The organism is Oceanobacillus sp. FSL W8-0428, assembly GCF_038004405.1.
In the GTDB taxonomy this organism is placed as follows: Bacteria; Bacillota; Bacilli; order Bacillales; family Amphibacillaceae; genus Oceanobacillus; species Oceanobacillus sojae.
Map to the genome: position 1 here is coordinate 387,794 of NZ_JBBORB010000001.1, position 21,200 is coordinate 408,993.

General features: G+C 35.8%; 21 protein-coding genes. 1 reads left to right on the forward strand and 20 read right to left on the reverse strand.

What is annotated here, in order from left to right; genetic code table 11:
* Nucleotides 1-65: 65 nt before the first annotated feature.
* The 17 genes from MKY30_RS01740 to MKY30_RS01820 all read right to left on the reverse strand — a co-directional run bounded on the left by MKY30_RS01740 (nucleotide 66) and on the right by MKY30_RS01820 (nucleotide 16,856).
* A complete protein-coding gene (locus MKY30_RS01740; protein ID WP_341085586.1) occupies nucleotides 66-2,855 on the reverse strand; it encodes a sigma 54-interacting transcriptional regulator in 2,790 nt (929 codons plus the stop codon).
* Nucleotides 2,856-3,268: 413 nt separating this feature from the next.
* The gene (locus tag MKY30_RS01745; RefSeq protein WP_147210076.1) at nucleotides 3,269-4,333 is read right to left on the reverse strand and encodes an SIS domain-containing protein; all 1,065 of its coding nucleotides are present in this window, start codon (nucleotides 4,331-4,333) and stop codon (nucleotides 3,269-3,271) included.
* A gap of 66 nt (nucleotides 4,334-4,399) precedes the next feature.
* The gene (locus MKY30_RS01750) at nucleotides 4,400-5,104 is read right to left on the reverse strand and encodes an N-acetylmannosamine-6-phosphate 2-epimerase (protein WP_147210075.1); all 705 of its coding nucleotides are present in this window, start codon (nucleotides 5,102-5,104) and stop codon (nucleotides 4,400-4,402) included.
* Nucleotides 5,105-5,138: 34 nt separating this feature from the next.
* Entirely contained in the window at nucleotides 5,139-5,954 is an 816-nt protein-coding gene (locus tag MKY30_RS01755; protein WP_147210074.1) for a PTS system mannose/fructose/sorbose family transporter subunit IID, read from the reverse strand.
* Entirely contained in the window at nucleotides 5,938-6,684 is a 747-nt protein-coding gene (locus tag MKY30_RS01760) for a PTS mannose/fructose/sorbose/N-acetylgalactosamine transporter subunit IIC (protein WP_147210073.1), read from the reverse strand. The genes MKY30_RS01755 and MKY30_RS01760 overlap by 17 nt, the downstream gene beginning before the upstream one ends.
* Nucleotides 6,685-6,696: 12 nt before the next feature.
* Nucleotides 6,697-7,173 carry a PTS sugar transporter subunit IIB gene (locus MKY30_RS01765; protein WP_147210072.1) on the reverse strand — a complete coding sequence of 159 codons (477 nt, stop codon included), beginning with the start codon at nucleotides 7,171-7,173 and terminating at the stop codon, nucleotides 6,697-6,699.
* 13 nt (nucleotides 7,174-7,186) lie between these two features.
* A complete protein-coding gene (locus MKY30_RS01770) occupies nucleotides 7,187-7,588 on the reverse strand; it encodes a PTS sugar transporter subunit IIA (RefSeq protein WP_147210071.1) in 402 nt (133 codons plus the stop codon).
* Between the two features lie 233 nt (nucleotides 7,589-7,821).
* Nucleotides 7,822-7,962 carry a hypothetical protein gene (locus MKY30_RS01775; RefSeq protein ID WP_341082622.1) on the reverse strand — a complete coding sequence of 47 codons (141 nt, stop codon included), beginning with the start codon at nucleotides 7,960-7,962 and terminating at the stop codon, nucleotides 7,822-7,824.
* A gap of 41 nt (nucleotides 7,963-8,003) precedes the next feature.
* The gene (locus MKY30_RS01780; protein ID WP_341082623.1) at nucleotides 8,004-9,143 is read right to left on the reverse strand and encodes an aminotransferase class V-fold PLP-dependent enzyme; all 1,140 of its coding nucleotides are present in this window, start codon (nucleotides 9,141-9,143) and stop codon (nucleotides 8,004-8,006) included.
* 68 nt (nucleotides 9,144-9,211) lie between these two features.
* On the reverse strand, nucleotides 9,212-10,387 hold the full coding sequence (locus MKY30_RS01785; RefSeq protein WP_147210069.1) for a YhfX family PLP-dependent enzyme: 1,176 nt from the start codon (nucleotides 10,385-10,387) through the stop codon (nucleotides 9,212-9,214).
* A 26-nt stretch (nucleotides 10,388-10,413) separates the two neighbouring features.
* The gene (locus MKY30_RS01790) at nucleotides 10,414-11,610 is read right to left on the reverse strand and encodes a phosphopentomutase (RefSeq protein WP_147210068.1); all 1,197 of its coding nucleotides are present in this window, start codon (nucleotides 11,608-11,610) and stop codon (nucleotides 10,414-10,416) included.
* A gap of 144 nt (nucleotides 11,611-11,754) precedes the next feature.
* Nucleotides 11,755-12,606: a phosphotriesterase family protein gene (locus MKY30_RS01795; RefSeq protein ID WP_341082625.1), complete on the reverse strand. Its 852-nt coding sequence runs from the start codon at nucleotides 12,604-12,606 to the stop codon at nucleotides 11,755-11,757.
* 115 nt (nucleotides 12,607-12,721) lie between these two features.
* Nucleotides 12,722-14,014 (reverse strand): YhfT family protein, encoded by a 1,293-nt coding sequence (locus MKY30_RS01800; protein WP_147210067.1) that lies wholly within the window; start codon nucleotides 14,012-14,014, stop codon nucleotides 12,722-12,724.
* Nucleotides 14,015-14,038: 24 nt separating this feature from the next.
* A complete protein-coding gene (locus tag MKY30_RS01805) occupies nucleotides 14,039-14,401 on the reverse strand; it encodes a DUF2620 domain-containing protein (protein WP_147210066.1) in 363 nt (120 codons plus the stop codon).
* A gap of 11 nt (nucleotides 14,402-14,412) precedes the next feature.
* Complete coding sequence (locus tag MKY30_RS01810; protein WP_147210065.1) at nucleotides 14,413-14,778, reverse strand: PRD domain-containing protein; 366 nt, start codon at nucleotides 14,776-14,778, stop codon at nucleotides 14,413-14,415.
* Between the two features lie 51 nt (nucleotides 14,779-14,829).
* Nucleotides 14,830-15,756: a GntR family transcriptional regulator YhfZ gene (yhfZ, locus tag MKY30_RS01815; protein ID WP_341082626.1), complete on the reverse strand. Its 927-nt coding sequence runs from the start codon at nucleotides 15,754-15,756 to the stop codon at nucleotides 14,830-14,832.
* A 143-nt stretch (nucleotides 15,757-15,899) separates the two neighbouring features.
* Nucleotides 15,900-16,856 (reverse strand): helix-turn-helix transcriptional regulator, encoded by a 957-nt coding sequence (locus tag MKY30_RS01820; protein ID WP_341082627.1) that lies wholly within the window; start codon nucleotides 16,854-16,856, stop codon nucleotides 15,900-15,902.
* A 111-nt stretch (nucleotides 16,857-16,967) separates the two neighbouring features.
* On the opposite strand from MKY30_RS01820, the gene MKY30_RS01825 reads away from it, so the two are divergent.
* Nucleotides 16,968-17,447 (forward strand): GyrI-like domain-containing protein, encoded by a 480-nt coding sequence (locus MKY30_RS01825; protein ID WP_147210062.1) that lies wholly within the window; start codon nucleotides 16,968-16,970, stop codon nucleotides 17,445-17,447.
* 109 nt (nucleotides 17,448-17,556) lie between these two features.
* Here the strand turns inward: MKY30_RS01825 and MKY30_RS01830 are convergent, their stop codons facing one another.
* The 3 genes from MKY30_RS01830 to MKY30_RS01840 all read right to left on the reverse strand — a co-directional run bounded on the left by MKY30_RS01830 (nucleotide 17,557) and on the right by MKY30_RS01840 (nucleotide 21,071).
* Complete coding sequence (locus MKY30_RS01830; RefSeq protein WP_147210061.1) at nucleotides 17,557-18,390, reverse strand: hypothetical protein; 834 nt, start codon at nucleotides 18,388-18,390, stop codon at nucleotides 17,557-17,559.
* A gap of 63 nt (nucleotides 18,391-18,453) precedes the next feature.
* A complete protein-coding gene (locus tag MKY30_RS01835; RefSeq protein WP_147210060.1) occupies nucleotides 18,454-19,614 on the reverse strand; it encodes an ABC transporter substrate-binding protein in 1,161 nt (386 codons plus the stop codon).
* 26 nt (nucleotides 19,615-19,640) lie between these two features.
* A complete protein-coding gene (locus MKY30_RS01840; RefSeq protein ID WP_341082628.1) occupies nucleotides 19,641-21,071 on the reverse strand; it encodes a phosphoglucomutase/phosphomannomutase family protein in 1,431 nt (476 codons plus the stop codon).
* Nucleotides 21,072-21,200: the final 129 nt, after the last annotated feature.

Genomic DNA, 21,200 nt, shown 5'->3' on the forward strand with positions numbered 1-21,200 from the left:
GTGCAGCAGAAACACATATCGTTTCTGCTGCACAAATTCTATATTAGTAATGAAAATAGCATCAATCAATACTTAAAATCAGAATGTTTCATTTTAATAATATCATAAATATACACTATTTCAGATAACGGTATTTCCACGCTATATACTTCTTCAATATGATTAAAGACTCTTTTAAGGATGTGTATAAAATTTTGGTGCTTCTGTTGAAAGGTTGCCAGATCAACATGGTGAACAATTGGATTTTTCTTTACCAGCCTTTCAATCAAACAGCTTAAATGGACATAGAGGCTGATTCTGGTCGGATTATTAAACCTTATATTCAGCTGCTGTTGAAGCTTTTCAATAGATATACTTAAATTTTCTATTATTTTATCCGGGTTAAGGATAATGAGGTGATTAATAACATCTTGTAGTGAAAATAGCTTGACGATATCTTCATTTATATTACCAATAATATTTTGAGGGACAATATTTTTGAGCATCTCCTTTAATTGTTGTTCGCCCTTCCCTGAAATGATGTCTTCTATTGCGATAAAGGAAATATCCTGTACCTTTGGATTGACTGTGCCTATAATCCCTATCACATTATATTCTTTAAAAATATTCTCTTCGATTCCATTATTTTTTAAACTTAAAAAATCGTAAGGCAAAACATATATTTCACCTGAACCCTTTCTAATCCCTTTATCCAGCAATTCTTTAATTTTTACAGCTGTCCCAATACCCGTAATACATGTTGAAATAATCGTATTTTTTTTATGGCTGCTTTTGGCTTTAATAATTTGATAAGCAGGACGATAATTTTGAGAAATCCCCTCTAAAATTTGTTCAATAGTATTTCCCCTGATGATTTTTTCACCAGCATCAATCGCTATCTGAGTTGTAATATTATTAACAATTCCGACTGTACTGTTACTTATATTTTTAAACTTTTTATAATTCACCATCAGTGACCCCATATCCACAAAAATGATAATCCCTTTAGACGTATCAATAGATTTAAAATAATTATTCAGCTTATGTACAATTTCGGACAGAGAAACATCAATAGGCATATCAAAAGCTTCAAAAACATATTCTCCAAGCAGCTTATTCGAAATATTAGCTATACTGCTGGCAGTAGAATACCCGTGGGCAATAATAATGGCCTTTGTCCTGTTTAAATTCAAGCTTTCATTAAGGGATCTAATATATACAATTAAAATAACTTTATCCAGTAAATTCATTGAAATGCCAAACGTACTTTCAACTTCTGAACAAATTTTATCAATCAGCCAAAATTCTTTTGGAAAGTAGGTTTTTAATATATCTCCTATATCATTTTCATTTGTATATTCATAATTAATTTGCGTTATATCTTTGATAAAATAAGCCATAGTTGTCATTGAATTTTTAGATATATTTGTTTTTACGCTAATATCAACAGAATCAGCAATTCCTTCAAGAAAATATTTTAAGGTATTAAACTCCAAACCTTTATCACCATTAGAATTTATATAAATTAATTTTTCCAAATATTGATTAACTAATAGAGATGCTTTTTCTAAAAAAGCATCTAAAAGCAATGATTCGGTAAGGTATTTATGAATTATTATTAATAAACCTTCATACAGATTTTTTAGAGCATTATTATTTTCTACATGATACTTTTGCCCCGACCAGTCACTTTCGCTATCAATTAAGACTGATTTATTTAATGCTGTATGAAAACTTACATTTGAATCGTTATTAATAAAATTACTGATTACTTCCATCGGCAAATGCTTCAAATGCACTTCAATCAATGGAGAACTTTGATTATCAGCATAATCAATATACGCTTTTGCGCAAGAATAAATAATAATATTTTTAAGTTCCCCAACATTCCCCTGTGCATTGAAGGCCATCAATGCTTTGATTACTTTAGAATTAACCTGGAGCTGTTTATTTACATTGCTGCTCTCTTCTTTATAAAAAGTACATATTAAATGGTATTTTTCACTGTCTGTTCTTTCTCTCAATGGTGGAATAGAAACAATAATCGGGATTCTTCTCATAAATGTTTTCAAAAATGCCTCTTCCGGATCTTCTGTTGTTGCAAATAACATTCTTACGTTTGCTTTTTTCCAATTTGAATTATCACCCAAAGGATGATAAATTCCTTTGTCCATAAATAGGAATAATTTTTCCTGACTTTCAGCATTTAACCGATGCGCTTCATCTAAAAAAAGAACCCCCTGGTCCGCTTCTTCAATAATCCCATTAGTATCTTTATCTGCACCTGTAAAAGCTCCCTTTGTGTATCCAAACAAATTAGCTGTTACTAGCTCCGGATTATTGGCAAATTCAGCACAGTTGAGTGTAATAAATGGCGCATTATCACGCAGTATTTTCTTATTCTTAGCATATTGATAAATGAGTTGGGCTAAATCGCTTTTTCCAACACCTGTTTCTCCAACTATCATAAAAGGAAGTCCTGATGGAGGATAGCTAATTGCCGCTTTGGATTGTTCAATCTGATTCTTTAAACTTCCTTCATTACCGATGAAGTAATAAAAAGGATCATTTATCTTCTTTTTGTTCTTGGTATAAAGAGCATCCTTCAATTCTTCAAAGCTTGCATAAATATTCTTATCTAAAGAGATATCAAATTTATTTTCCAATAACGATTTATTAAAAAAATATGCCGGTCTGGTACTTATCTTAATTAAAATTTGAGATCGCGTGAGTTCATTTAAATATCTGCTGGCAGTACTTCTGTGAATATCTAGCTTATCTGAAATATATTGTGCTTCGACACCAGCTTCTAATCGAAATGTATCAGCAAGTCTTTTTTTAGAAATCTCCTCTATTTTTGATTTAAAATTATCCATCAAAATACATGCCCCCTCGAGCCTATAAAACCCAATTTAATAGTTTCCCGATAAAAACTGAACCAAGTTAGCGTTTCTTAATATGCCGCATATTACAAAATACTGAGAAGACAAGATAATGAAGATAATGTTGTATCTACTCTTATTTTTCTACTGTCAGTTGCAAGTATGGAAAAGCTTCACGAAAACATGATTTGAGTCATAGTATTATTGTCATCTGGTTGTTTATAGAAATAGGTGAAGGTTTGTTCACTAGACTTCTTAGAAAATTCGATTTACCCTTTCTTTTTCAGTGATACAAGGACTTATCTATGCATAATGAATCTAGTCAGGGTGAAAAGCCATGCTAAACTGTTGAAATCCAATAAACAATAAGAGCAGCTCTTATTGTTTATTGGACTTATTATTTCTTCTTAATCTACATCTCCAATTTTACTTTCTAATTTTTGATGGAACTGCGGATCCTTTGGAATACTTGGATCTACTCCCTTTAATATAGGGATTTGAGCACATATCATTTGAATGGGAATTATATATTCATAAGTTTTATAGTATTGGTGATTAATGAATTCCGTTTTTAAATTCTGAGAACTGTCAGGCACATTACCTTTATTGCCAATGACATAAATAGAATTTGTCCATCCTGAGAGTACTTTAACCATCTTTTCTACTCGCGGCTCCACCCCCGTATCTAAAATGATAATTGTTGAATCCTCATTGATAGCATTATATATTCCATGAATAAACTCCTCAAATTCGTAGCCGGTAACAGGAATGCGCATTGTTTCCAGTAATTTCAGCGCGCCCTCCAATGTATCTCCATAAATCTCGCTTGTTCCAATAACACGAATATCCTTTGCCTGTGTAAGTTTTTCTTTATTAGTGTTAATCCAGTCAAGGGAAGCATGATATGTTTTTAAAAATTGATCGGCACTTTTCTCTATGGAAGCAATGTCATTTGCATATTCATTTTCTGTTAGTTTACTTGTTTCTCTGGCAATCTGTAGTGCAAGAAGCGTCAAATTTAATTTCGTACAATAATACCCTTTTGTCTTCGCACCAGCTTTTTCTTCACCACAATGTACGGTTAAAATATAATCAGCCGCTTCATCAATAACCGCCCCCTCCTTTCCAGCCATAGATGCCACCATACACCCTGCCTCTTTCGCCAGCTTCATCGCGCCATATGTTGAATTACTTGCCCCTCCTTGTGAAATACCGATTACTAATGTTTTCGAATTATCACCTATAAAGGTTTCCTTATCAATCATAAACGGGTAATAGGCGTCTACACGGATCCCCGTAAGACGCTGCATTAATTTCTGTGTTTGCAGCCCTGCATGAAAACTTGTGCCAGATCCAGTTACAATCATACGTTCAATATTCAAAGTTCTTACTTCAGCAAATAATTGGTCGGCATTTTGGATAATCTCTTTCATTTTTTCTGGGGTTTCTCTCATATAATCTTCGACTCTCATTTTTTAAATCTCCCTTTCTTAGGTATAATTATTTGATTATTGCTCATTTTTTTCTGCAATCCCTCTTTATTTTGTTGAGCACAGAAAATCTTGAATTGCTGTGGAAATACGATTGGTTGTTACTTGCGGCCTTGTAATTGCACTTCCTACCACTACGGAATGCGCTCCTATCTCAAATGCTTGAACAGTGTCTTCACCTCCCCAAAAACCACCTTCTCCAAAAACAGGAATGGTTACTTGTTTAACAAGCTCCTGAATCAAGTTAAAATCAGGCATTTTATGAATGCGATCTCCTGTTGTCGGCATTTTGCCAGGTTTCGAACTTGATAAGGTCGTCGCCAGTATATCTGCTCCTGAATTCCAAGCATTTATCCCATCCTCCACGGAGGAGATATCTGCCATTACTAACACATCAAACCTTTTCTTTATATCTGTTATAAATTCATGCGTGTTCTTCCCATCGGGCTTTAGTTCGTTTGTTGCATCGACTGCGACAATATCCGCTCCAGCTTCTGCAACTTCTTCCACCTCATTGATAGTTGGCGTAATGTAAGCATTACTTCCTTGATATCTTTTTTTTATTAAGCCTATAATTGGAATGGAGACGATATTTTTAACCTCTTTAATATCCTTCACTGTATTTATTCTGACACCGACAGCTCCACCGGATTCTGCTGCTGACGCCATTTTCCCCATACATCCATACAAAGGATCTTCTGGAAGCGCCTGACAAGATACATATAATCCTCTTTTTAAATCTTCTATTTTCATAATGAACCAGCTCCTAAAAATTTTTTTCGTAAGCCTACATAAGCCCAATCAACGAAGCGACTATTCCAAAAGCAAGAAGCCCCAAGATAACGTACATAATCTTTACTTCTTTCTTTAATAAGTAATAAACGAAAAACGTAACTGCCAGCGGAAGAATCGCTGGAAAGATTTGATCTAAAACCTCCTGCACTTTTATGGAAGCATCACCAAAATTAAATTCAAGAGGTGTCTCGAATTTAACCATGGTAGCGGTCATAGCACCAACTGACATTAACCCTACGATGGATGCGCCGTATGTTATTTTCTGCATAATTCCACTTTCCATTGCTTTATTTAAAAAGCTCGCGCCAACTTTATATCCAATAAACAACCCGTAATATCGAGCCAGATAATGAGGCACATTAAATACCAGTACGTAAAGCAGCAATCCCAATGGATTTCCTTCCACAGTTAATGATGTACCTATACCTGCTGCAAGCAATCGAAAGGTCCCCCACCAAAAAGAATCTCCAATAGCCGCCAAGGGGCCCATTAAACTTATTTTTGTACTTTCGATAGAGTTAGAATCAAAATCCTTATTTTTTGCATTTTGTTCTTCCATCGCTATCGTTATTCCAAAAATAAAGGTTGCAAGCCATGGAGCTGTATTGAAAAATAGGAGATGTCTTTTCAGCGCAGCAACCGTATCTTCTTTTGTTTTATAAAGCTTTTTAATAATCGGTATCATCGTATGGACATAACCCAGTGCTTGCATTCTTTCAAAATTAAATGAACCTAATAGACGAAGGGATCTCCAAAAAACTTTTAATAGATCTTTCCGGGTAATCTCCTGGCTAGACGGATCTATCATCGGCTTCTCCTCCCTTCATTTGTAATAAAACTAAAGCTACAATTACTCCGATAACTGTCACACCGATAATATCCATTTCAAGATAAGCAGCTAAGACAAAACCGCCCAAGAAAAATGGAATCAGATTTTTAGTAAGAATCATTTTCATTATCATCGCAAATCCAATAGCAATCAGCAGTCCTGCTCCCATCGACAGTCCATCTGTAAGCCATTCTGGAATAGCATTAACAAGTGAATCAATAAAATTGGAGCCTAGGTAAATAAGAAGAAATACTGGTATAAATTGACTTAAGAAAAAAACAGCATAACCGCCTCGATGTGACCACTCAATCGCCTTCATATTTCCTTCTTCTGCATATTGATCCGCTTTTTTCATCCAATAAGAATTTATAATTCTAACCAGATTTTGCAATTGAGCCCCAAGTAAAGAAACAGGAACAGCCAATGTTGCTGCAACTGTAGCTTCAACACCTGAGAGGATTGCAAATGCTGTACCAGCTATTCCGCCAGTTATCACATCTGCCGGGGAAGTAGAGCCAATACCCACAATTCCCATAAAAACCAGCTCCAATGTTCCTCCTACAATCAGTCCTGTAGTGAAGTCACCCAACACCAGCCCTACAGCTGGCCCAAGAATAATTGGTCTTCCCAGCATATTATCTCCGAATATGCGTGAATCCCACTCAGCAAGTCCACCAATTACCCCAATTAGCAGTGCTTGGATAAACATAGAAGCACCTCCTTATTTATTTAATAAAACAGCTAACGGTTTCTTATTTTCTACCGGTGTCTGTCGAATTTCTATCTGAACACCCGATTCCTCCATTTCCTTAAAATGATTAATATCCTGTTCATCAACCGCGATTGAAGGCGTTCTCATTTCCTTGCCATCAGACATCCTCATTCCTCCTACATTAATGGAGCTGATCTCTTTTACTCCCTTCACGAGCTTTAAAGCATCCGCCGATTTATCTACTAAAACAAATATCTTTAATTTTGATGATGCGTCACTGTTCAAATATTCAATAGACTCGTCAAGAGATTTAAATAACACTTTCACTCCTGAAGGGGCAGCTAGATTTAGAGCCATTTTTTTCAGTTCATCTTTAAGAACTTGATCGTTTGCAATTAATATGACATTTGCTCCTAAATATCCCGTCCATGTATAAGCTACTTGACCATGTATTAATCGGTCATCAATCCTGACTAGTTTTATCATGAAGAATCCCTCCTTAACTATTGTTTTGAACTACTTTATTCACATGAATAATTCCTTTTTTACCTTGATTTATACAGTGATCAATTAGTTCATTTGTATCCATTTTTTCCTGAAGACTTATCATTTCCAACATCATTGGCAAATTAAATCCTGTAATAATATTCACCTTATTACTTACAAACTCGGTACAAAGATTTGATATACTACCGCCTAGAACATCCGTTAAAATGATATATTCATTCTCTTCACCTCCTTGCATAATTAAAGAATTTAATTCTTCTTTTATATTTTCTATACTTGTATGAGGGTGCATACTGATGAAATTTATATTTACAGCAGGCCCCATAATCATTTGCACAGAATTCACCATTTCTTTGGCGAAATCTCCGTGCGAAGCAATCAAGAACTTCTTCACTTCGATATTCCCTCCTAGTCATTGTCCTTTCATCAAATACATGCAAATTCCATGCCAACTAGTGTGAATATATAAATTTCAGTTAAAATTCAGTTAATTAATATTAGTGTTGTCTATTTTCTGAAAGAGTGTCACAGATATAGTTAGCATTAGCTGATTTGATAGGTTAGTGTGCAATGTTTTTTTCAAAACAACGCAAAAATGCTTTGCCTTATGTTACTAAGCAAAGCATTTTAAAGTTTATATAATACAATAATTAGAAAACGATTGAATGTGAAATTCTCCGTTACTGATCCATTTGCTGATTTAACTAATGCCCCTGTCTTTTTTTCGTTCATTTGTTCAATCATTTTTTGCACAGCAAGCTGAATCATCCTCTATAACTTTCTGCTAAAGATTTCAGAACCGGTTTCACTTATACATCACTTGTAATATTTGATAAATTTATTGCCTTATCTAATATACTCAATATCATATTTGCACCAGATTTCATAGGGTTAATACGCAATCCATATTGCTTTAAGTGAGGTTCAGCTTCTATAAAACTTCCGGATACACGATAAATCAAGGGTAAAATTTCATATTTCGACTCAGCACCTACTGGATGTGTAGCCGCTCCTAATTCATTACTTCTCTTTAACACTTGTTCAGCTATTGGTTCTTTTAATTCAACAATTACATTCTTTGATTGGGCATTCGCTATATATGCATTTTCTATCCCTTTAATAGCTCCTTCATTAAGTAACTTGCAGAGCTCCTCTACCTGTTCATTTTGAGTTGCCAGTAAAACAGGAGAAAATGTCATCATGCGTAATAATTCTAATGCCTCGTATCCTTGCACCTGCCCGCCGCCAGAATAATTCTTTTTCTGCAATTGTTGAATCTGTTTTTCTTTACCGACAATAACACCGACTCCTTCTGGTCCCAAGAGTTTAAAACCAGAAAAAGTAGAAAAATCAGCTCCGTATTCAACCCCTATTCCATTCGTTTTCATGACACAGTAATTATCATCCACAACAATCGGTAATTCCGGCCTTAAATGCTTCACCATCTCAATTATTTGCCGCAATTCATATGTATCAGAAGGCTGTTGTCTGGCATGCTGAATATAGAATACTTTACTTTCTTTATCCTCCATCACCAATGCTTCAACAGCTTTTCTGTCATTATAATCAACAGCTTTCGTTTTAAGACCTAACATACGAATGGTATCTTTTGTCGTTGTATAGACAGGTGCTTTATGAATAATCATCGTTTCCCCAGCTTTCATTAATTCACTTAAAATGATACGAATAGCACCTGTCCCTGCACCACGAACCAGTGCAGCTTTTTCCGCACCAAAAAATGCAGCTAATACACGCTCTGCATTTTCGGTATACTCAGGCTTTTTATACTGAGCAGTCAAACCTAAATCACCCATAGTTAAAAACTGGGCTCCGGTAAAATGTTCACTTATCTTCTCTACTAATTTGAACTGTAATTGCTGCGCTTCCTGTACAGTTAAAGAGGGAAGCACAGAGTTTGCATATTTCAGCTGTGATACATCGTAGCCCATGATAAGTACCCCTTTCCCCTATTTCAATTGATATATTTACAAAAAATTTCTAAAAGGCTGGTTTATTTTTATTCATTATCTATCGTTTGTCCATCACTCAGTAAATTCCCCACTGAATCATAGATACCTATCAATTTTGGTGAACTGGAGAGTCCCTGAATAACAGCAATTTTTGCATGTGTCACAAAAACTTGTGTACGGAAGGCAAAAATTGCTGTATCTCCAATATGAACACAATCCGTATCGAGTGTCCCGTAATAATCAATATGCCCTGGTTCATTTTGAAGAACAGGTACTTTCTTCAACTGTGTGCTACTAGATCCTACCAAAGCGCACTTCATATGTGATCTTGGGTAAAATCCACCACCGAACACATACGCCTTCTTATTAGACACATGAGAAACTTCAGACACATATGTCATCGCTGGTCTTTCTTTCAGAAAATCTTCTGTATGCAGTGGCGTGGTGCCTGTCAGTGCATGACCAGGTTCTCCTTGGGTGGCGCCATGCTCTTTTAATAAACGCATCGTTTCTGTCGAAGTAGCACTAGGCATATTCAATTCCAAATGCTCATAGCCTTTTTCCTTTAAAAATTCATTTGCCTTTTGCATCGATGCAACATTAGGTGTAACAGATGGTTTATTTTCTTTAATAAGCAGACAGGGAAAACTTGTTAATCCGGCTATTTCTACAGCCTTTAATGCTTCTAATTTTTTTATATCTTCAAACAGCCTGGATAAGGTAAATCCGCCCTCCTGGCCATAATAAATATAATCGTTTTCCTCAGCAATACGCAAAAAGATTTTCTGTGATTTTCCCATTTCATTTGCAATATCACTTATATTTTTTGCATTTTCGTAGCTGAATACAGTAATATAATCTGGGTTGAGTTTTAAGATGGTCCGAATCATATTTTTAGGTATTTGAACAAGATGCCCAACATGTCCAATCTGAATACCAGCCTTACTCAATGTGATGGCTTCCCATGGGTCAACCGCTACAGCTTTTTTGATACCTGCTTCTACGATAGCATTGGCTACAGCTGGGTTTCTTCCAATTTGTTTTGTCATAAAAAATAATTCCATACCTAATCTTTCAGCTTCTTTATTTAACATAGATGCATTTTCTTTAATCGTATCCAAATCGAGTACATACGTATTTGGATCAATGATTCCCTGCTGATGCAGCTTTAAAGAAATATCTATTAATTTATAGTTACGTTTTTTTGTTATTTCCAGAAACATAAACTTCCCTCTCCAATCACAAATACTTATTCAAAAAGAAACGACTCTCCATTTTCTGTCGGATGCAGTTCTAAATAAGCAGCTGCCGTGGCACCTATATCTGACAGCGTGTCCCTTTCTCCGATGTTTATTGGATTCCAGCCTTTATGAAAAGCAAGTAAATACGTTTTTTCTCTTGTATGCTGACTATGGCCAATTGTAGGATCATTACCATGATCAGCACTCATAATTAATAAATCGTTCTTTGTCATTCTATGAAATACTTCCGTCAAATACGTATCTACTAATTCAATACGATCTGCATACCTATCCGGATCTTGAGCATGACCAGCAAGATCCGTTTCTTGGACTGTTGCTGCAATCAAACCAGAATTCACATGATCCATCTCATGAAGGATATTTTCCATTACTTGTTTTGTATCAACTCCAGGAAATTTTTTAGCACCTTCACAATAAATAACGTCCTGCATTTTTCCTACCAGAGATACATCCAGCCCTTCTTTTACAGCAATCGTCGGCAGCTGATACTTCGGAGATATTCCATATCCCAGATGACGAACTTCATATCCTTGTTTATAAACATTTGATTTTGGAGAGTTTACGCCGACTAATCCATCGGCCCGGCGTTCTATAGATGCTTGTAAATGCTTTGGAGTCACATTTTTCCCTCCAAGTGCAATCACTCTGTTCACTTTGACATTTTTTCGGACACAATTTCCTATTTTCAAAACTTCTTCGAACGAAATATAATCTAAAGGAGCACTCACATTATATATTTGTCCATAATCGGTCTCGATATTATCTGCCACTATAACGAGATCATTCACCAGCAGATATGGCATCTTTGGATTAGGTATCGTTACTTTATATCCCTCATTTTCTAACGCTGCTTTCACTTCTTCCATATTCTCAATAAAAGGAGCAAGGTATGCTTTCTTCGGCTTCGAACCCATAATTTCATTATGGCCTTCAAAACTATCAGCTCCCTGATGCATTAAATTCAATACACCGTAGCTAGCCAGATTTTCTTCATTTTTTAATTTAGGATGATGTAGAATTTTATTTATTCCCAGTCTTTCAAGATTTGGTATATTTAAAGATGTTTTATCTAAAATATGATAAAAGGTATTTGCGCCAATATCCTGTGGATGATATTCTTTCACATCATCCATATTGCCGACACCTAAACTGTCCAGTATTAAAATAATCACTCTTTTTGTCATGCTTATTTCCCCTATCTAAGACATAGATAATATTTTTGAATAGACTGGAGAAATATTTCATGGATTTCTAAGCACCAAATCTTTTCAGCCAGCCTATTCTTTCATATATCAGCATTCCTTAACTCTCTATGAATATAATTTTTCTCAGGTATTCATAAAAGTCATCGGATTTTTTACGAGCATTTTATCAATGGACTCATCTGTAATGCCGTGAGACTGCATCAAAGGAACAAACGAATCCAGTAAAAAGCTGTATCCCAGTCCTCCTTGGTACTCTAAATGAGATTTTCTCGTAATATCCATTGATAAAAATACGCGTTCTATATATCCGGCATCTTGGATTTTCTTTAACATTTCTGCTCTTGTGCGGTCTGGCATATAGCTTTCCTTACCTACCGTATCAAATTCAACATATACACCTTGTTTCAACATGTTCAATATATAATCGGCATCTCCAGTAAGATCAACGTGTCCGATAACAACTTTATCCAAATCTACTTTTTCTGATTTGAAAAATTCTACCTGTTCTAATCCAAGTGTCCCAATGGAGGTATGTGTTGTTATCGGTTTATTGGTTTCTCTATGAGCAATAACAACAGCATCAAAGACTTTCTTCTCTGTTTCTGTCCATTCATTAAAACTCGTACCAATTTCTCCAATAATGCCAGCCTTTACGTTTGTTCCTTTAATCCCCTCATTGATTTCTTTTATCATTCTTTCAGCCAACTGTTCCTTGGTTTCTCTCCACACCTGTACTGGGTAGAATTCTTCCTGATAAAAACCCGTAGAATGAATAATATTTATCTCGCTTAATTCCGCAGCCTTCTCTACAAACGGAATATTCCTTCCCATCCCAAAATTTGTGACATCAACAATATTTCGGACACCTTTTTCGTATAATTTTTTGTATTCTGATACAGTCTCCGAGAACACATCCAGTTGGCAGTCTTCCGTATTTTTCACTTCCGATAAATCTATTGTCGTATGCTCATGCATATAAGTTATCCCGCTAACTAACATAACAATCCCATTCCTTCCATAGGCTTCAACTAGCTTTATATCTCTATCCATTTAAAATGACAGAGTGATGTGGTTTATGTAAGAAATTTATTTACCATAAACCTACCAGGTTCAAAATATTGACCAGAATTCCTAAAGCAACAACTGCTACAGGTCCTACAGCTAATTCTACGAGCGGTTTCTTGGCCATACGGTTAATTAGGTAGAATCCCATCACCCAGAAAAATCCAATTCCAGGCGCAATCTGTTCAGAAGCCATGGCACTCCCAATTAATATGGCCATCCCCAATACATCCGCTAATGATGTTCGAATATGCTCTCCCATTTCCCGAACTCCCGGGAGTTTATCCATGCTTTTAGTAACTATGGACAGCAGCATTACTTCTGCATACATAACTACCGCTCCTAATACGAACGCCAGTATCGGAATATCCCTAAAAATAAGACCAACTACAAAAACCATTGTTGTACCAGCAAGACCATAGACTCCAGTTACAATTGCGGTTGAGAATACCAAAGGAATAAATCCAATCGCTCTTGCAAACGTTGCAATTGCACCTTCAGTATATTTTCCCTCGTTAATTAAGGCTTGCGGCATGGCATCTACTGCAAGTATTAACTGTGCAGATACCAGCGCAATCAAACCACCCATTAACGCAAGTAACCAGCGGTTTTTCCTGATTTTATTTACACGCTCAGCAAATATATTTACCAAATCAGCATTCGTAGATTCTCCCTCGCCTTTCACTTTTGCCGCATAATATACCATCATCAACATTCCGACTAAGAGCGCCATCCCCTCCGGACTTAATGTTATATCATAAGAGGCAACGGTAAATGATCCAAATTTAGCAAATAAGAGGTAGGCGATAAAAGTAATCAGAGCTGTACTCATTGCCTTCTTCATCCCATGCTGATACCCTACAGCTACTGCCGGGAAAACCGTGAAAGATATAATGATAGGAGTTCCTACCAGACTTAAAGACTCCAAGAAATTGATTGGAAGCTGGTTAAACAGATCAACAATAAACTGAAGACCCAGACATACTCCAATGCTGTACACAGCGCCGACAATTCCTGAGATAATCATTCCTTTTTTACTATCTGGCGTCCAAATACCAATGATGTCACAAGCTAATAAAATACTATGTGCTATAATAATTACTGCACCAATGGATAAAGGAATCCCAAATCCAATAATTAACCCAAAACTTAAAGCAAAACTAGTTGCTGCCAGTTCTTTTCTTGTAATACGTCCTTCCAAATATTCTGGCATAATAGGCCGCAGCCCATCATTAAACACTGCTACCCCTCGATTAACCAGCATGGAACCTATTGCACCGACTAAAGCAATAGATATAAGCTGAATGATTGTAAACTCCATTCTTTCCTACCTCCTGACCCGTCCTTATTTATTTAGTAAAGCAGGGATTAAAATATCTAACATATTCTTCGAGGAAGGAGCAGTGAAACCAAAAGCTACCTTCCCTTTGTTTACTTCTTCTTCTATTTGCTCTTTGCTCATGACAGAACTCGGGGAAGCTAACGAAACACAATTGCTCTGTCCTAATAACGCATAAGCCATTGCAAGTGCACCGCCTGATCCAGTTTCACACGCTCCGACATAGTAGTCAGCCTGCTTATTTTTAATAGCCATTACAGCATCTAAATCACTCTTGATTACCACATCGACTTCCTGCCCACCCAACTCTTTAATTTGCTTCTCAATTACCTGCTTGTTTAATTGACCACCAATTACAATTTTCAACATAATAAAACCTCCTATTTGTTATTCTCCATAACTCCATGTAAATGGAGATAAAAATAATCCTGCTCTTCTTTTGGAAATTCGTGATGAAGCTGATCTTTTACAAACTCAATGACCTCTTTTATTTCTTCCATATATGGTGTCTGATATATATCATCTACGACTGCCTGAGATGGACCTTCCAATTCTTCCCCTTTTTCAATTCGGGCTAAAGCCATACACATATGTGTCCAAAACATTTCCGAGTTTTCAATTGGTTCTTTGTTAAATTTTGCTGCTAAAAAATCATACGTTTGATTCGTAACATCATAAGCTTGCTTCGTAATGATTTGACCTTCTAATAAAATTGTTAATTTCTTATTCATTTCCAATTTGTTCATATTATCATACCTCTATATACTGTATATTGTATTTTATTATAAGGAAGGATATTAATACCTCGGTATTACTTCTCCCTTTTCTACACTTTGTTGCACCTGTAGTATCTTCTCTTCAGTTACGGAGTGCCATTTTTCATTCATTTCCTCTTCCCGGTCACCTTCAATAACAATGACCGCCTGCGATGTGTCCCTTGCAAGCTTCTGAGCTTCTACAGATTGGAAGGAAATAGATTTAAAATTCCTTGTCATCCTCTTATCATCCACATTCCAAATGGTAGCATCTATTTCTTTACTCGATAATTTATCGAATAGCTGCATATAGTTAACATCTACAAATTCAACATCTTTTTCCGCAAATTCCAGATGTGTTAATTGAAATTGGTCTAATGACTCTTGGTCCACGCCAACCCTCATTCCATCCTCAATTTCATTTTTTTCTTTGTCTGCTAAGAAAACTTTATGCGCAGAGACATAGGTATTCTCTCCAAAGCTTCTTAATATTTTCAGATTAGGGTAGTCAGATAAAGTAAGTTTTGCAGTCATTTTGGATACAACAGCATAATCACATCTCTTCGTTCTTAAAGACTCAATTCGATTTGTTGCACCACGCATATAAATTAAATTAACCCGCTTTCCTGCTGATTCAAAAGCTTCAACAATTCCACTTGCCAATCCTTCATACTTTCTGGAATAAGGCAATGGCATTGATCCAATCAAAGTAGCAATCCCTGCTATTTCCAATAAAACATTATCATCTTTCCAAACTAAGAAAGTGCCTAAATGACCTCTTGCCTCTGTCTGAATTGCTTTCATCTCTTCCAGCAATTTCATAGCCTGCTGCACAGTTCCTCTGCCAATATTCAATCTTTCGCTGTAATCTGAAACTCGTGGCACCTTGGCTCCAACATCTATCTTATTCAATAACTCTGCAATTTTCTTAGCCGCCAGACCATTTTTAGAATAGAGTCTTTCCCACATATATACCCCCCTTTTACCAATATACCGTATTCTGTATTTTATTATAAGCGTTTTCATTTGGATATACAAGATAAATTTTTAGAAATCTAAATTATGTAATAGCACCTCTTTACTCTGTGAACTCTCGTTCAAAAATTCCGTAATCAATATCTCCATCCTCTCTTGTTTACTTCATACAATACCTCTCCCGGCATTTCCCTAACCACGACATCTTCCCCAAGAAAAAGCAGCCAGCTAACCATCTCACTAATCTCCTCTTCATTCCTGACATCGACAAAAGTGTTTAAACGCGCACTAGTCTGGTAAGGATTAGTATAAGAAATAGAAACAGTAAGGGGATGATACTTTTTAAATTGAGCAATTGCGTTTGGCCCCAAGTCAATCACAAGGTTAACATCTTTTTTCTGCAAACGCTGTTTCTCCAAAATCTTTTTCCTGCTTAGTCTATTTTTAACAGGATAGGGTTCAACATCAGTAAGACTGTCTACAGGAATAATTTGCGTCTTTTCTTCTTTCAAATGGAAGCCTTCAATCAACCAGCGGCTTTTCTCCCGATAAAGATGCAGAAGATAAATCGGATAAAATTTTAATTCTTTTCCTTCCTGTACAGTAATCCATAAATAGCTATCCAGAAGGATGTTTTGGATAAGCTGTTCCAGCATAGGATGAGGAAGATCAGACAGGTCAAGCAAATCAGGATTATTGGGATTAGTTCCTTCAAACAGCAGAATTTGATTTAAAAGAACCAGGTCATCCTGTTGATTTTCAGAGATTAAACCAAGCAGCTTTTCAGCCAGAGAGTGACGGCTTTTTAAATAAGGAAGCTGCTGATTTCTGGTAGCCATAAAAGCAAGAAAAAGAGCTTTGATCTCATTATCCGTGAAGCGAACAGTGGGCAGGACGGAGTTATTCATAACAAAATAACCTCCGTCTCTTCCCACTTCAGCGACAAGCGGCATTCCCATCGCTTCAATTTCCCGTATATCTCTAATAGCTGTCGATCGTGAAATGTTAAATTCCCGCATGATTTCTGATATGGTAAAACGGGAGCGATTATTGATATAGCGCATGATTATATTAATCCGTTCAACTTTTTTCATGATATCCTCCTAAACAGTATCACTTTTTGACATGATTTAACGTTAGTATAAACATATCAAATGAAAAGACAACTCATTTGGTACAAATTCTTAAAAAGGCAGGTTTTGAATATGGCAAATTATACATTAGAAGAAAAAGACAGCTTTGTGGTGTTAGGTTTTGGAACAGAACTGAAAAGTGATTATACAGACTATATGGGAATCAATAAAGAAAAAGCTGATTTCTGGAATAAAGTGAATGAGGATGGAACACTGGATACGTTAAAAACTGTTGCTGATAATGACTACATTTTTATCGTCAATGAAGCGGTGAATAATAAGATGATGCATTATGCTGGTGTAATGACGAAAGAGACATTACCTGACGCAACAAGAGTTATTCAATTTCCTAAAGGGGAATATGTTGTTGTTAAAGGAGAAGCAGAAACTGCTAAAGACTTGCATGAGACACTTACTGGTAAAGCTTTTGGCGAGGCTCTGCCGGAAGCTCAGGATGTTGCATATGTCGGCGGGCCAAATACATCTGTTGAGATGGGTAAGCGTGATGGCAAGGTATATGGTGAAATGTGGATTCCTGTTGTGAGGAAGTAGTAATCAAATTCATTGCTTCTTCAATATTAGTCTAAAATAAACCCAATCATTCCCTTATAATGATTGGGTTTATTACTTAAAATGTAATTCATTGTTTGAAGGAAAAATCCTAGCCAATACGAACCTTAATATAGGTTCTGTCATCAAATGATATATTATCTTTAGCTATACCTTTTGTTGATTTATTTTCATAAATACAAAGTGGATCAACCATTAATAAACGTGATAGTTCTTTCTCGGAGGCTTCAAGACTCTCTAATATCGTTGGGTAGCCATCGGACGCTAAAGAGAAAACTTTCACATCCTCTGATAAATCTATCGTCTTAATAAGTTCTGAGGGTATCGGAAAACCATTTATAACTGCATAACTTAAATCGGAATCTGGAGTTGCATTTTGAAAATTATACTGCTTTTGAATAAACGGCTTAATTAGCCGGAAACCGACGTCTTCCTCTGACAGTAATTCCTTTACAGTTCTTCCCTTTACTAATTCCCCTTGAACAATAATACTTCTGGCTTCACTAAAAACCTCATCTATTCTTTTAATATTTTGATAGAGTTTACCATCGAAATAAAGCTGACAATCTCCAACCATCCATACTTTATGATGATATTTACTATAAATAATCATCGAAGCACTTGGACGAATATATGGAATTTCAAGAACTTCCTGCTCCAAGTTTAATTTTTTATACAACACTTTATATCTTTCATTAATAACTGTAATGATTTCATCTATTGACTCTCTTCCATTTAATGACGAAATTGCATCTCGAATCAATTCTGCAGCTATCCTACCTTGTGTCTTTTCGCCGTATAAGCTGTCCGAGACACTAGTTGCTCCATCAATCACAGCGGCAAAATATTCATTATGAAAATACATATCCTCACACAATGCCATATTACCACTTTTTGATTGAATAAATTTCTCAATAAGCTCCATTCTTATGCCCCCACTCGTTTCGACATATTTTTTGCAAGCTCGACTCAATCCTAACATTCTTCTTCATTCAATACTCATTTCAATACCAATAGCTTCTTCTTTAATATTTTTCCACGTTTCCCAACTCTCGCCAGATAGTTCTTTCCCACTGAATACATCATGATACTTAACTAGATTTCCCAAATATTTTGCCATAGGTAACTGAAGAATAAAAGGTTTGCTTTCAATTAGTGAGTTTTTTGCTGGTATCCAGCCTGTATTGCTTAAGAATTCTAACTGTACATCATCCTGATCTAGGAAGCTATAAAACATCTCAACCTTTTTCTCATTACTAAAAGATATAAATCCGCTCCCTGACACAAATAAGGGCTCTCCACTATCGAATAGCGGCAAAACTTCTATTTCAAAAGTACTTCTAACCAACTCTTGAATCATTTGTAAATTGCTAGAAGTGGTAATAAGCGCTCCTACTTCCATATTGGAAAATTTCGTTACTGCCATATGGTTGTCTAATGGTGGTACCAGTTCATACTCTTTAATTAAATTCGTCCAAAGTTTTTCAAAGGAAGTTTTACTTCCCTGCTCTTTCTGTTGAAAGGCATCCCAATAATACGGAATATCTTCATCAAAGTGAAAAAACCAAAATGTTTTTGCTTTATTGTTATTTATTTTATCTTGAATTTCCTTGTATACTGCAAGCGTATCACAAGAATTAAAAGGGGAAACACGTTGATTATCTTCTATATGATTATCTAGAATGGTCCGGTTTATAATAATGATTGGAATCTCAATCCCTAATGGGTAACCATATAATCCATTATCATAAGAAAAGTTTTCTAATGTTGCTTCATGGAATGCAACCGAAAAATCCTCTCCAATTTTTTGGATTGAATTAGGATTACTTAATTCCATAATCTCATCCAGTCCATAACTAGAATGTATTTCAATAAGATCAGGAAGATTGTCTTCCATATTGGGAAGTATAAGTTCCTCAACCAGTGCCTCTTCACTTTTGAATTTTGTAATATTCATTTTAATCCCTGATTCTTCCTGAAAGCGTTCAACAGAAGAGATTAATCCGGGAGTAGTAAGCCATATATTCATTGTATCCTCATACTCATCCTCTTTATTTAGTACAAAATCTTGATTAATTAGATTGAATATATAGATAATGGATAAAACAACGATACAAACAGATAGTAAAAAAGGAACTTTAAATTTCATGGCTCAATACTCCCTGTAAATATATATTAGTGATGACTCAGTATACTTGATTCGATAACTTTCATCACATTTTGAATGATTCCTTCTATTTTATCATCTTTAGGGGATTCTACCATAATTCTCAGTACCGGCTCTGTTCCTGAAAAACGGACAAGACACCACGTACCATCCGACCATTCCCACTTCACTCCATCATAGGTCTTATGCTCCAAAAGGTCTCCTCGATAAAGTTTTTCGGCAGCAGTACCGAAGATAACAGATTGAATATGCTCCTTGTACTCTGCTTCATAACTATAATTATGCTCCTTAAAATATCGTTTACCAAATTTTCCTTTAATCTCTTGTCGAATCTCACTTAGTGGTTTCTTAGTGTAAGCAAGCAGCTCCAATATAATCCCGGCTGAAAGTATCGCATCCTTTTCCAAAAGATGTCCTTTAATGGTAATCCCTCCAGAGCTCTCCCCACCCAAAACAGCATCTGACTGAAGCATTCCTTCAGCAATATGTTTAAATCCAACCGGTTTCTCAATACATTCAAACCCATAATAATTAGAAATATCATCCAAGAGATGTGTTGTCGAAATATTACGAACTACATTTCCCTTCATTCCTTTGTATTCCAAAAAGTAATAATACAAAATAACTAATATCTCATTTGCATCAACATAATAGCCTTTCTCATCAATGATCGCAATTCGATCACCATCGCCATCAGTTGCTATACCAATATCATATTGTTCTTCTTTCATCATTCCCGTTAATCTCCATAAAGATGACTCTGTCGGTGCAGGAACACGGCCACCAAATAGAGGATCTGCTTTATCATGGATAATTTTTATCTTTGATCTGGAATCTACTAATAACGTTAATAAGGAATTAATACCGGTGCCGAACATCGGATCATATAGTACACTAATATTAGCCTGCTTAATTAAATCCAAATTAATTTGTGATTCAACAAAAGTAATGAATTCATTTGTATAGTCTTTTCTAATAGTCAAATTATTTTCCAAAGCACGGTTATAGTGTATTCGCTTTATTTCATCTGCTTGAACCGCATTGATTGATTTTTCCAGCTCGGTTGTAATATCTTCCGTTGCGGGCAATCCACCTTCATGGACATACTTAATACCATTGTATATATAAGGGTTGTGACTAGCTGTAAAAGTTAAGCCTGCTGCTGCTTTTTCTTCAATGGTGACAAAATTCACTAATGGTGTCGGGACCGATGGCGTTAGAAATATAACTCTGATATTATTTGCAGCAAATATCTCCACAGAAGCTTTGACAAATTCTTCAGCCATAAAACGATTATCGTATCCGATAACAACCCCTTGATCCTGTTTATGATTTTGAAGAATTTGATTTGCGATTCCTTGGGAAAACTTTCTCACGTTATCAAATGTAAATTTTTCACCTATAATATCCCGCCAGCCGCCTGTTCCAAAACGTATCATGTTATGCCTCCCCGTATAATTTAATTTTTATAGTTTCTAACACCGTTTTTTCAAGAGTCACCCCAAACTTCTGTCCCTATCATTCTCTCTTACAAAACATCCACTTGAACGATTATTACACAATCTACA

Coding starts and splice junctions, on each gene's coding strand:
- MKY30_RS01805 (WP_147210066.1), bottom strand. CDS start 14,401: ATGTTGAAAATTGTAATTGGTGGTCAATTAAACAAGCAGGTAATTGAG.
- MKY30_RS01810 (WP_147210065.1), bottom strand. CDS start 14,778: ATGAACAAATTGGAAATGAATAAGAAATTAACAATTTTATTAGAAGGT.
- MKY30_RS01840 (WP_341082628.1), bottom strand. CDS start 21,071: ATGATACGTTTTGGAACAGGCGGCTGGCGGGATATTATAGGTGAAAAA.
- MKY30_RS01830 (WP_147210061.1), bottom strand. CDS start 18,390: ATGGAGCTTATTGAGAAATTTATTCAATCAAAAAGTGGTAATATGGCA.
- MKY30_RS01790 (WP_147210068.1), bottom strand. CDS start 11,610: ATGACAAAAAGAGTGATTATTTTAATACTGGACAGTTTAGGTGTCGGC.
- MKY30_RS01820 (WP_341082627.1), bottom strand. CDS start 16,856: ATGAAAAAAGTTGAACGGATTAATATAATCATGCGCTATATCAATAAT.
- MKY30_RS01745 (WP_147210076.1), bottom strand. CDS start 4,333: ATGAGAGTCGAAGATTATATGAGAGAAACCCCAGAAAAAATGAAAGAG.
- MKY30_RS01800 (WP_147210067.1), bottom strand. CDS start 14,014: ATGGAGTTTACAATCATTCAGCTTATATCTATTGCTTTAGTCGGTGCA.
- MKY30_RS01750 (WP_147210075.1), bottom strand. CDS start 5,104: ATGAAAATAGAAGATTTAAAAAGAGGATTATATGTATCTTGTCAGGCG.
- MKY30_RS01785 (WP_147210069.1), bottom strand. CDS start 10,387: ATGTTTCTGGAAATAACAAAAAAACGTAACTATAAATTAATAGATATT.
- MKY30_RS01760 (WP_147210073.1), bottom strand. CDS start 6,684: ATGTTTATCCAAGCACTGCTAATTGGGGTAATTGGTGGACTTGCTGAG.
- MKY30_RS01795 (WP_341082625.1), bottom strand. CDS start 12,606: ATGCATGAGCATACGACAATAGATTTATCGGAAGTGAAAAATACGGAA.
- MKY30_RS01755 (WP_147210074.1), bottom strand. CDS start 5,954: ATGATAGATCCGTCTAGCCAGGAGATTACCCGGAAAGATCTATTAAAA.
- yhfZ (WP_341082626.1), bottom strand. CDS start 15,756: ATGTGGGAAAGACTCTATTCTAAAAATGGTCTGGCGGCTAAGAAAATT.
- MKY30_RS01765 (WP_147210072.1), bottom strand. CDS start 7,173: ATGATAAAACTAGTCAGGATTGATGACCGATTAATACATGGTCAAGTA.
- MKY30_RS01835 (WP_147210060.1), bottom strand. CDS start 19,614: ATGAAATTTAAAGTTCCTTTTTTACTATCTGTTTGTATCGTTGTTTTA.
- MKY30_RS01825 (WP_147210062.1), top strand. CDS start 16,968: ATGGCAAATTATACATTAGAAGAAAAAGACAGCTTTGTGGTGTTAGGT.
- MKY30_RS01775 (WP_341082622.1), bottom strand. CDS start 7,962: ATGATTCAGCTTGCTGTGCAAAAAATGATTGAACAAATGAACGAAAAA.
- MKY30_RS01740 (WP_341085586.1), bottom strand. CDS start 2,855: ATGGATAATTTTAAATCAAAAATAGAGGAGATTTCTAAAAAAAGACTT.
- MKY30_RS01780 (WP_341082623.1), bottom strand. CDS start 9,143: ATGGGCTACGATGTATCACAGCTGAAATATGCAAACTCTGTGCTTCCC.